This is a genomic window from Rhizobium sp. RHZ01 (genome assembly GCF_014851595.1).
Classification (GTDB): domain Bacteria; phylum Pseudomonadota; class Alphaproteobacteria; order Rhizobiales; family Rhizobiaceae; genus Rhizobium; species Rhizobium altiplani.
Genome location: NZ_JACUZZ010000027.1, coordinates 87,940 through 99,234, shown reverse-complemented (window position 1 = coordinate 99,234; position 11,295 = coordinate 87,940). Strand labels below are relative to the sequence as shown.

The window sequence follows — 11,295 nt, the reverse complement described above, 5'->3', positions numbered from 1 at the left end:
AGCTCTGAAGGACATGGCCGCTGAGGGCCAAACCGACAATTCGGATTGCGCCGCGTTGCCTTCCTTCAACCCGGTGAGGATACCGCATGCTCAACCCCTCTTGACGGATGGAATGCGATTATACAACGGAGCGCTACTTCAATGAGAAGTTCGCCGAATACGACCTCACCGCCAACATTGCCTTCAGCTGCGATGACACCTATGCGCTGGTGTCGCTGGTCTCTGCCGGGCTTGGTATCGGCTTTGCACCGGAATGGACGCTTGATCTTCCCAATCGCGGCTTTGAGCTGAAGAAGGTAAGCGGGATCGACTTCCGGATCGGGCTTGGCATCGCCTGGAATAAAGAGGATCCAACCGCTGGCCGCGACGATATCGTCGACATCGCACGATCGCTGGCGAGGGCAGGGCGGTAGAGTGGGTCGTGGGACATCCCGCCTCGGTGTCCAGTGACAGCAAGGATCGCGTCCGCGTCGTTGAGGCCCAGCGTTTGAGCCCAGTAACGTGCCTCAGATGGCTCAGGATGAAAATATAGTCAGCGCCCGCATCTGCCGACGTGAGATAGGGCGGGATGTCGCATGGCCGTCATCACAAAGGTGATAGGCACAGCGGCTCATCACGTTCCGCAACTATTGCGCTAGCGGTACAATTAGGGAAGTACGTTGCCGTTAGTGCCTAAGCGAGCAGCACGACAGGCAGGTGGAACAGACCGTCGGTCAGCTCCATCAGTCCCATCATCTGGGTTCACTTTTCGCAGAGTCGCCGTTCGCCAGAGTAGGGCTGATATGTACAGTCGGACGGGCGGAAAGAACGATAGCTACGGGAGCAGGCCCTGACGTTGCAGGACTGTGGCGTGGCCTGTGTACCGACAAGTGGGTTCGCCCCGGGCTCCGCCAGTGCTTCGCGCATGAAAGCCCGCCATATATGCGCCGGAAGTTCGCCGCCGGTGACGCCCTTCATCGGCGTATCATCATCATTGCCAACCCATACGCCGGCAACGAGTGGGCCTGTGAAACCCACGAACCAAGCATCGCGATTATTTTGACTCGTGCCGGTCTTGCCGGCAGCGAAAGAGCCAGGGTCGGCATCGCGCCCCGTGCCCCGCTCGACGACCAACTGGAGCAGGCGAAGCAGATCAGGCTGATATTGCGCTAGATCAGTGGCTGGTGTGGCCGGTGGACCAACCCGAAACGACTTTTCGTGTCCCGACGCCTGAAAATCAACGATGCCCCAAGGTTCAACGGGTGCTTTGCCGAGCTGGACGGATGCATAGGCACTTGTGAGGTCAAGAAGGCTGATTTCCGATGTGCCGAGAGCCAGTGATGGCGTGTTGGCGAGCGGCGCGCTAATTCCGAGTTCTCGTGCTGCTGCAATCACCTGGTCGAGCCCAACCTCCTGAGCGAGCGCCACCGCGGGCGCGTTGAGCGACCGCGCGAATGCCTCGGCGAGTGTGACCCAGCCGCGGTAGCGGCCACTGGAATTCTCCGGCGACCATCCATTGACCTCGATCGGGGCATCCAGGATTTGGTCGGTTAGGCCCAAGCCGGCCTTGAGGGCTGCATAATAGACGAACAGTTTGAAAGTCGAGCCCGGTTGCCGCATCGCCGTGACCGCCCGGTTGAACTGGCTTTGTTTGTAGTCGCGACCCCCGACCATCGCAACGACGGCTCCGTCTGGCATCATCACAACCAATGCCGCTTGCGACGCCCCCCTCGTTTTTCCTTCAGTGTCCAGAGCTCTTTTGACGACCCTTTCAGCGATCTGCTGCAAGTGTGGAACCAGCGTGGTGCGGACAGTGGTCGATCCGGGCGATGTTCCGGCGATTTCGCTCGCCTGGGGCGAGATCCAGTCGGCAAACCAGCTTCCGGCGCGCGGCGGAGGTGCCGTCGGATGCAACTGAGCAAAGCGCGCTCTAACGCTCTCTGCTACCGACGCTGTAATCTTTTTGTTGGCAACCATCGTGTCGAGAACGACCGAGGTCCGTTGCCGGGCGCCTTCGAAATTGTCGATCGGATTCCACTGGCTCGGTGCTCGCAGCAATCCCGCAAGCATTGCCGATTCGGCCAAGTCGAGCGCACCAATGTCCTTGTTGAAATATATCCGCGCGGCCGCGGGCATCCCCGTTGCGCCGGCCCCAAGATAGGCGGTGTTCAGATAACGCGTGAGGATCTCTTTCTTGCCCAGTTTCCACTCCAGCCAAATGGCGATCACGAACTCCTGGATCTTTCGCTTTATCGTTCGGTCGCTGTCGAGGTATTGCAGCTTGATTAGTTGCTGCGTGATCGTGCTGCCACCTTCGACGACCGAACCAGCCGCGAAATTTCGGACCAGCGCCCTTCCGATACCTCGGACATCGATACCGAAATGATCCATGAACCGCCGATCCTCGATCGACAGGACGGCATCGACCAGATGCGGTGGAAACGCTTCGTATTGCGCGTAGGGGCCTTGGTAGGGCCCCTGTCTGACCAACGGCTCGCCATTTGAAGTTTCCAAAACCACGATGGGCTTCAGCGTTCCGGCGCGGATCTCGCTCCAGGGAACATCCTTCAGCGCCCACACCAACAGGCTGCTTCCAAACAGCACGAAGGCAACAAAAATGGATGCGACCGTGATCTTCAGTCCGCTGCTGTGAAGCCATGCCTGCCGGCTGCGTCTGATCAGCTCCATGAAAAGACTGCGAACACGCGTGAAGGTTTTCGGAAGTGCAATCGCCAACCAGAGACGAATAGCAACCGGTCTGACAGACGCTCGCTTCGAAGCCTTAAGTTTCGTCCACAGTTGGGAAGCTCCCGCCTTTGCCGTCACCTTGGTCGAGGTGAAGAATTCATGCAGATCGTGGCGGAGCGCACGGCAAAGATTGAAGACTGCCTGCCTGCTCTCGCTAAAAGTTCTGGGAGAGGGGGGCTGATCGGTTTGAGTGAACGACCCGGATTCTTCTCGCTCGTGACAATTGGGATCGTGTGCGAGGCTTGCCTCCGCTTTCGGTTCCTTGTCGGCGCCACTGGCACGCGCAATAGAGGATTTTGAAGGGCGTGGCATAGGTTACCGCTCAACGATTGGTTCATAAGATAGCGCGCCTTGGTGGAGTTGCAACGCGCGGGGCGGCCACTCTTACCTTCCTCTACATGAACGTGATGTTATTGGTTGCGCTGACAATGTGGGGGGCTGTCCACATTTTTTTCGCCGAGTTTGGGCTTCGATCTTGTCGCTGCCAAGGTTTCATTGCGAAGCGCTGATCGACCTGCATAGGAGGGGGACCCGTAATCGATCGCAAGATTTGCAAAAATGGTGGGATTGCCGCTCTGGCGCCAGTTCGCAACAAGTGGGTTGGTGAGAGCAAATCTGTGTCTGCTAGAATCGAAAAAGACGTAGGGCTTCACGGAAGCAGAAGAAACGACAATCCGTCGTTGGCTGGTCAGTGTGGCGACTGGTGTGTGATGTATTTGTGATTGTGTTGGCAACCATGCGTTCATCGGGACGTAGGCAAACGAACCGTATCGGGATTGAATCTAGTGGCCGACACGAAGTTGATTCTCAATAGCGAATTGATGCGGTGACGTTCCTGTCATCCGGCGGAAAGAGGTTATAAACGAACTCGCGCTGTGGTAGCCGACCTTGGTAGCGATGGCGTCTATCCCGTGGCCCTCGCGCATCATCGCAATTGCCCGGATAATGCGGCACCGGCGGCGCCAGTCAACAAAGGTAAGCCCCGTTTCGTCTTTGAAACGGCGGATGAATGTTCGGCCTGGTATGTCCAGCTTCGTGCACCATTCCTCCATGCTGCGTCGGTCGTTTGGATGGTTGTAGATTGCGGACGCCAGGTTGCGGAGGGCCTGATTTCGAGGAAGTGGCAAATGCAGCCGATCGGGCTCGCCTTCTGCTATTTCATCGAGCAGAACTTCGAACAAGTTGCCTTCGCGTAGACTGGAACGGGTAACCGTCCTCAGCCTATCTACGACCGCCAAGATCAAGTTTGTCCCTTTCATCACGAACGAGGAACTAGGAAGCCTCCTGCACAGGTTTTCGTCGATCATAAAACTTGTGCCTTCTACATGTCCCAGCGTTTCGGTTTCATGTACTTCGTTTGGCGGTATCCAGCAGGGCTTGTAGGGCGTCATCAGCCAAGCGCTGCTTGCTGTCGTAAAATTGCACAGACCTTTGCGAAGGAGAAAAAGCTGCCCTTCGGCATGCCTGTGTTTCATTTTGTACGGACTCATTTCGCGGTGAAAATCCCGCATCGTTATCATATCGAAGTCCCTACTAGACTCGGCCGCTTGGCGATTTCAATAAAAAAATGAGTATTATTGACGTATATAGCCAACCCCTATATCGGTTGTCCACTGTCAGATTTCGGAAACTTGTCATGGAAGCGATTGAGTACGAGCGAGAAAAGCTCGAAATGTTTCTCGGTCGGTGGGAAGGGAGGGGGACAATCCATTCAAACCCCTGGGGAGGCGCTGGGCCGACGCAGACCGCGTGGTGGTTTCACTGGGACGAGCCCCGATTATTCCTGTTGTGCGATTGCCGTGAGGAACGAAGCGATGGATCAGTCTTCTCCGCGCATGGCGTACTTGGAATTGATCCCGTAATGCGCGATCCATTATGGTGGATCTTCGACTCGTACGGCTACCCGCCTATGGATCCGGCTCGTGGTAGTTGGGACGAGCAAACCCTACATCTCGTCAAAACAACGGCGCGGGGTACCGGCCGGACCTCATTTTCCAGACGAAAGGACTGTCTCGAATGCGTGGTCGAAAGCCGTGGCATCGACGAAGCGAATTTTGTCCGTGTCATGTCCGGATCATTTTGCAGAACCGGCGACTAAGCTCTTCAACGACCGGTCGCAACTCCGAACGGCGGTCAGTCTCGTCCAGGCAGGAACAACGACTGAAGCCGCCTGACAGCTTAGGCCTTTGCGCTCCACCGCATCAGAGGATCTTCACATGCGTGCAGGCTTGATCGCTACGGCGTTGATAGGGTGAATGATGCAGTCGCACGATCAATATCGTCACGCTGCGGTAAAACGAAAGGAGCCGTCGAAGATCATATCGAAGGCGAGCAAGTAATTCGCCAAATCCCGGTTGGAAGTTGTAAGTCATCGCTCGCTTTAGCCTGTTTTCGGCTCACGCAATTACTCTGGACGAGGAAACCTCAGGCCGAAACACTTAAGGAGCTGTCGAAATATTGGCGGCCTGTAATCGGAAAGAAAGCGCAATGTCGTCACTTGATAAAATTATTGCAGAAAATATGGTGTGCGCCACTATCAATGCGGTGCACGATGCCGCCTCGCCCACAATCCGAGCCTTTCTAGCGGCGCATCAACCGGATCGTAGCTTGACTTTCCACATCTCGATACCCTCGACAGATGCCGAAGGCTGCTACGCGCGAATGCTGGACAGTGCGGGGGTTACGCTGAGTAGAACGAGTATTGGCCGTTTCATCGGAACTGCTACTTGCGGAAATTGGACTAAGTTGCTGATCGACCACGGCGAGCTTTTGGAGCGCCATTCAATCGCGCTTTGCCCGGTTCGCCCGGGATGCTCGTAAGACCGCGCCGTCAACGGCATCGATCAGGATATCAAGCTCAACAAGGCTCTGTGGCTCCTCGGCGAAAGGATGGCGGCGCTGAAGGCGTGAGCAGGCGAGCATATGCGCCGATGAGGCGGCGCATCCACCTGTCCTCGCCCGCATTCGTCTGCCCAAGTGAAGGAACTGTGACCTACAAGGGAGGCCGATCAGCCCGGCGCGCGTGTGCCTGTCCCTTACCGCTACCCAAGCGGTGCGGGCCAGGACGAGGGATGCCCCTGAGGCCCCATCCCTCGCGCTCCCTTCCCACCCGTCAAATTCAGGATTGAGAGGAGAGATCGCCCTGATCGCCGGCCCTGTCGAGCTGTTTGCGGATATAGGCTTCGATGTAGTCGAACACTTCGACCGCACCAGCATCCGTCTCTATCAGATCGATCGGTCGACGGCCGCCGAGTTGCACGCTCTCTCTGCGCGCCCATTTCAAAATTTCGCCTTCGGTGCGCAGCACCGGGCGGGCCATCTCCATCATTTTCGTGAGGTGATGCGGCTTCGCATACCATGAATGCGGTTTGATGCTGGCCCGCCGGCGGCCGGGGACGACATCCGGCAACGGCGACGCCCGCAACTCATCTTCCGAGATATGCCGCCTGACCCGGTGAGCCAGCTTCGCCAGCGACACGTTTGCCTCGCGTTCAAGATCGCCGCCCAAGCCGACTTTGCGCGTCGGGATCACCAGGCCGCGAACGATGTGGGGGCAACGCGCCTGCAACATCTCCAGAGCCGGTGCAAGGTCGGTGTCATTGGTGACCAGCACCACCTGGTCGACCTCGCCGCTCCGGGCGTCGTCGTAGAGATGAAGCGCCAGGTTCATATCCGACTGCTTCTCCTCGAGTTTCCAGACCTGGATCTTGTCGCAATCGCGTGGCCAGCGCTTTGGATCGTCTGCGGGAACGATATGCTGGTTGGCCTTGTAGAGAGAATAATGGCCCATCACGAAGGACAGCCTGCCACCGCAATGCGTCGTCAGGGCATTGTGGTATTGGGCCTGCGAAGACACCGAATCTTCGCCCTTGGCAGCGCTTTCGATGATCTTGGCCGTGAAATACTTGATCGCGCTGTCCGGATGCAGCGTCATCGTCGCCGGCTCGGCGCCCGGCGCTGGCCTATAGAGGATCGACGGCAGGATTTGCGTTTCGAAAAGGGCGAGAACGTCGAGCCATTTGAACGCTGTTTTGCGCAGGCAGCCGTAGTAAAGATTGTAGCCGTCGATATCGACGCGTGTTCGTAACGCCGGCACTCCCTACCCCCAAGGCATAAAAAAACCGGCTTGCGCCGGCTTTTTACCCCAACCGCCCGGAGCCCGTGTCTCTCAGGACGCTGGATTAGTTGTTAGCTCTCGACATAGTGTCGAGTGGCCCTCTCGTCAATCGATATTAGCGGCTCGCCACGCGCTGAAGCCGGCAGCTTCGCCGTGAATCCACCTAAAATAGGCGTTCTTCGGGAAATCTGCAACGGAATGACACGGTCCTCCCCGGGCAGTGAGTCAGGAGAGGGGCCCGGCCCGTTCCGGGCCGCATGTTTGTATCCGCCCCATGACATCGCCGGCCAGGCCGGTCAAGCGGCCCGTGAAGCCGGTCCATCTTCGGCGCCAGTCCGTAAGCGGACCCGAGAAGACTTCCCACCTTCCGCGCCACGCCACTTGACAGTCCACCCGCCGCCGCGGGACGGGCTTTCGACCCCGATATCTTCAACACTGACCAAGGATCGCAGTTCACCTCGGTGGACTTCACGGCCGTGCTGAAGAAGGCGGAAATCGCCATCTCGATGGATGGCAAGGGTGCGTGGCGGGACGATGTGTTCGTTGAACGGCTCTGGCGTTCGATCAAATACGAGGAAGTCTACCTCTACGCCGACAAGACAGTATCCGAGGCCCGCGTCGGCATCGGCCGATATCTGACCTTTTACAATAGCCGATGCCCACATTCGTCCCTTGACCGGCAGACGCCGGATCAGGCCTACTTCAACGCGCTGACACCAATGATAGTCGCGGCACAATCAAGGAGAAAATCCACTTAGCGAAATGCCCAAAACTGTTCAGACAAACCGAGCTACCTCTAAGTTGGAAGGCCGTGGTTTTCGTACAGACGCTTCACATCTTGGCCAATTCGTAAGCAGTCAGATCTTTTGAACGACCCGCCTATGATCGGCTCAGTTCGCCGGAAAGACGTTTCGCAATTCGGCCGATGACGATAAGCGCTGCTGTCGTCCCCGCGAGTGCGCAACCTGCGACCATGTTGCCTTGAATGCTGAATCTCTCGTTGAGAAACCCGCCAGCGAGCGCTCCCACCGCGATAGAAATCTGAAAGACACTGACGAACGCCGCTCCGCTGATTTCGCGGCGATCCTGAGCGGCCGTTAGCAACCAAACCTGCAAGCAGATGGGAATACCTCCGAACGCAATTCCCCACACGATTATACTGAATGCGGCCACTAGAGAGCTGTGAGTAAGGGTAAGCGCAAGCAGTGAAAGACCTAGTAGAAGTGAGTACAACAGCGCCATTTGGCGAAAATACGTTTGTACGTATTCTCCAGATATGGTGTTTGATATAAGTCCTGCGCATCCAAAAGCAAAGAACGCCCATGGAGAAATTCCATTGGGTACTTGCAATTCCCCAATGAGAGAAGCGAGGAAAGTGTAGGCAATGAAATGGCCCGAAATTAAAAGAGAGGTTGCGGCCAGCCCCTCGGCGAAATTTGGTATGCGGAGAAGCTCCCAAAGAGAAGAATAATGGAATTTGTTCTGTGGTTGCAGTTTTGGAAGCAAAAACAATTGGGCTAGTGCGATGGAAATCGCGATAGTGCCGAAAACCAAGAGAGCTGCTCGCCAACTTTGTGCCTGTATAATGGCGGACGCAAGCGGCAACCCGATGACGCTGCCGGCGGAAGCTCCGCCGAACACGATCGCAATTGCTCGACCTTTTAGATGCTGTGGCACCAACCTCGCGGCGGAAGTCGCTCCGATCGACCAGAAGCCACCGATAGATACTCCAAGAACTAACCGCCCTAACAAAAGAAGCGTGAGACCACCACTAAATGCGCCGACCATATCGGCAACGAACGTAAGCAGCATCATTGCCAGCAGTAGCGTCTTTCGGTCTGCTTGTGACCAACAGAAAAGAGGTGCCGCGATGGCCGCCGCGAGGGCCGGAAGCGTTACTGCAAGGCCAACTGATCCCGCGTCTATCGCATAGTCCCGAGCTATGACAGGAAGAGCAGCGATCGGCGCGAGTTCACTCGATACCAAAGCAAAGGTTCCGAAGCATAGTGACCAAACTCCCCCCCATCCTCGTAACTCTTGTTGCTGCGTTACATTTTTAAATATCTCTTTGTTCATCATTTACTCCGAGCGTTCGTGTCGCAATGCGATTGAGCCAATCGGCGTGGCACTCACGCTTAACTCTCTATCGCCGCAGAGTGTTGGCGATAAAAGCACCAGGCAAACCACCCGAATCTTGCTGACCTTGACCTGATGAGGTGGACCACCCCCGCTCCGGCACCGCTGTGCCATACCGAGAATTTCCACCATCACACGGTCGCTGGCCGGGCCCCGGAGAGAGGCTCTCAACCGGGCCGGTTGACCATGTAAACTCGCTCGCGAGCGAACGCTGGCGAGAAGCCGACTGAACGCTAGACCGAATGCCGAACAGCACGGCTGATATGCTATTGCAGTGGCTGCTTATGGTGACAGTCAGGATATGGCTGCATCTGGCTATCGGCCCAAAGCTCTCATCCGTGGGGACATTCGACCGAACGATTGTTCGATCTGCGTTCGCTGAAAAGCTGGCTGGAGATCCACACTGCGACCGCAAACCCGCTGAAAGCTGCTCCCAAGATGGTAATCCCCGACCAGCCGTACCGCGCGTAGGTTGCCGTTGCGGCGATCGCACCCAGAGCGCTGCCAATCGAGTAAAAGATCATGTAGCCTCCAATTAGGCGGCCACTCTTGTGCGGATGCACGCTCACCACGACGCTGAGGTTGGTCACGTGGACGGCTTGGACTGCCAAGTCGAGCGCGAACACGCCAACTAACAGCACTGAAATGGAGAGTGGAAGGAAAGCGATCAGACCCCAGGATGCGAGCAGGAGCGCAAGAGAAATTCCGGTCGTCCATCGACCGTAGCCTTTATCTGCAAGTCTTCCAGCGGATGTTGCTCCAATCGCGCCTGCCAGTCCAACCAATCCGAACAGCCCAATCAAGGTATGGGAATAGGAAAATGGCGGAGCGCTGAGTGGAAGCACCAGCGAGGTCCAGAACGTGCTGAAGGATGCAAAGATCAGAAGCGCGAGAATGCCTCGAAAGAGCAGAATCGGCTCGCGCAGGAACGTGGATGGAACGGAGACGAGAGCGTTGAGATATGTTTCGGAATGCCGCTCTGCCGCTCGCCGTGGCAGCACCCGCACAAGGATACCAACCATCGCGACCGTGAGCAGCGCAGATGTCAGATAAACCGTCCGCCATCCGCCGAAATCGGCAATCGTGCCGGCAACGGATCGAGCTGCGAGGATGCCGGTTACGACGCCGCTGGTGACCGTGCCTACCACACCGCCGCGTTGAACCGGCGTCGCCAGGGCCGCGGCCTGGGCAACGAGTATCTGAACGAGAACAGCCAGCAATCCGACCGCGCTCATGCCAGCGAACAGTATCGTCTTGGCCCCGGCCGTCGCCACCACGATAAGAGCGATCGCCGAAAGCAGCCCTTGGATGATGGTAAGCTTTCGGCGGTCGGTGAGATCGGCGATCGGCACGATGAAGATCAAGCCCAGCCCGTATCCGACTTGCGTCAGCGTGACGACAAGACCGATGCTGGAGGACGAGATGCCGAGGTCATGCGCCATGAGATCGAGCAGGGGCTGAGCGTAATAGATATTGGCCACACTCATGCCTGCTGCCACCGCGATGATCAGCGTCTGTGCTCTCGACAACCCATGTGCTGGAACCCTGTTCGCGGCATCTGCTGTGTTCTCGCTCATCGTGGCTGCTCCTCGTGGCTTCAACTCGTTTGACGTTGAAACCACTTGGCTCACCTCAAAGCTAGTTCTAAGATAGAACCAGCTTCCGGATTGGAGATCGATAGCGATGGTGAAACGGGTTAGTCTTTGGAATGCCGGGTGCCCGGTCGCGCGTTCTCTTGATGCAATCGGCGACTGGTGGTCGCTTTTGATCATCCGCGACGCTTTCGACGGCAAGCGTCGTTTTGGCGAGTTCCAGAACGGGCTGGGCATAAGCAAAGGGGTGTTGTCGACCCGATTGCGCGACCTTGGGAAGCGAGGGATTTTCGAAACCGTGCCAGCCTCGGATGGAACCGCATACCGCGAATACGTCCTCACGGCAAAGGGACGCGGTCTGTTCCCCGTTATCGTTGCACTCCGACAATGGGGTGAAGATTACCTGTTCACTGACGGGGAGGATCGTTCCTCGCTTGTGGACCGAGAAAAACGCGCGCCAGTCGCTCGGCTTGAGGTCCGATCCGCCGATGGTCGCTCTCTTGTCTGGAGCGACACTCAGGTAACAGGCTGATGTCGCTCGGGAACGAGCGTGTGTATGACCGCTGCTTGCGGGTGCAGAGCGGTCTACTGTCAATCTCGCCTTTCGGCCGCCAACAGCGGTCGTGGGGGTTCTGTCACGCAGGTGCAGCGCTGGACGCAGAAAAGGCGAACGGGCACTGTGCGAAAGAATTCTACTCGGGTGGGGCTACGTTGCTGACCAAG

6 protein-coding genes and 2 pseudogenes are annotated in these 11,295 nt (G+C 57.1%); 3 read left to right on the top strand and 5 right to left on the bottom strand.

The features are described 5' to 3' along the window. Positions 1 to 125: 125 nt before the first annotated feature. Positions 126 to 413, top strand: a pseudogene (locus tag IB248_RS24305) (LysR family transcriptional regulator substrate-binding protein); the annotation flags it as partial. Positions 414 to 741: 328 nt separating this feature from the next. On the opposite strand, the gene IB248_RS24300 reads toward IB248_RS24305, so the two are convergent. From IB248_RS24300 to IB248_RS32410, 3 genes are all read right to left on the bottom strand, one after another. Next, positions 742 to 3,039: a PBP1A family penicillin-binding protein gene (locus tag IB248_RS24300; RefSeq protein WP_192241804.1), complete on the bottom strand. Its 2,298-nt coding sequence runs from the start codon at positions 3,037 to 3,039 to the stop codon at positions 742 to 744. A 470-nt stretch (positions 3,040 to 3,509) separates the two neighbouring features. Continuing rightward, positions 3,510 to 4,247: an AraC family transcriptional regulator gene (locus IB248_RS24295; RefSeq protein ID WP_169681731.1), complete on the bottom strand. Its 738-nt coding sequence runs from the start codon at positions 4,245 to 4,247 to the stop codon at positions 3,510 to 3,512. Positions 4,248 to 5,845: 1,598 nt separating this feature from the next. Then, the gene (locus IB248_RS32410; protein ID WP_348648621.1) at positions 5,846 to 6,823 is read right to left on the bottom strand and encodes an antitoxin Xre/MbcA/ParS toxin-binding domain-containing protein; all 978 of its coding nucleotides are present in this window, start codon (positions 6,821 to 6,823) and stop codon (positions 5,846 to 5,848) included. A 440-nt stretch (positions 6,824 to 7,263) separates the two neighbouring features. On the opposite strand from IB248_RS32410, the pseudogene IB248_RS24285 reads away from it, so the two are divergent. Beyond that, a pseudogene (locus tag IB248_RS24285) lies at positions 7,264 to 7,602 on the top strand (integrase core domain-containing protein); the annotation flags it as partial. A 121-nt stretch (positions 7,603 to 7,723) separates the two neighbouring features. Here IB248_RS24285 and IB248_RS24280 read toward each other — a convergent pair. Continuing rightward, positions 7,724 to 8,920, bottom strand: coding sequence for an MFS transporter (locus tag IB248_RS24280; protein ID WP_192241803.1), 1,197 nt, complete (start codon positions 8,918 to 8,920; stop codon positions 7,724 to 7,726). Positions 8,921 to 9,312: 392 nt separating this feature from the next. Next, the gene (locus IB248_RS24275) at positions 9,313 to 10,557 is read right to left on the bottom strand and encodes an MFS transporter (RefSeq protein ID WP_192241802.1); all 1,245 of its coding nucleotides are present in this window, start codon (positions 10,555 to 10,557) and stop codon (positions 9,313 to 9,315) included. A gap of 106 nt (positions 10,558 to 10,663) precedes the next feature. Between IB248_RS24275 and IB248_RS24270 the strand changes: the two genes are divergently transcribed. Next, positions 10,664 to 11,104: a helix-turn-helix domain-containing protein gene (locus IB248_RS24270; protein ID WP_192241801.1), complete on the top strand. Its 441-nt coding sequence runs from the start codon at positions 10,664 to 10,666 to the stop codon at positions 11,102 to 11,104. Positions 11,105 to 11,295 lie beyond the last annotated feature (191 nt).

Bases quoted from the DNA above. Each gene is read 5' to 3' on its own strand.
- IB248_RS24295 (WP_169681731.1), bottom strand. From the start codon at position 4,247: ATGATAACGATGCGGGATTTTCACCGCGAAATGAGTCCGTACAAAATG.
- IB248_RS24300 (WP_192241804.1), bottom strand. From the start codon at position 3,039: ATGCCACGCCCTTCAAAATCCTCTATTGCGCGTGCCAGTGGCGCCGAC.
- IB248_RS24270 (WP_192241801.1), top strand. From the start codon at position 10,664: ATGGTGAAACGGGTTAGTCTTTGGAATGCCGGGTGCCCGGTCGCGCGT.
- IB248_RS24275 (WP_192241802.1), bottom strand. From the start codon at position 10,557: ATGAGCGAGAACACAGCAGATGCCGCGAACAGGGTTCCAGCACATGGG.
- IB248_RS24280 (WP_192241803.1), bottom strand. From the start codon at position 8,920: ATGAACAAAGAGATATTTAAAAATGTAACGCAGCAACAAGAGTTACGA.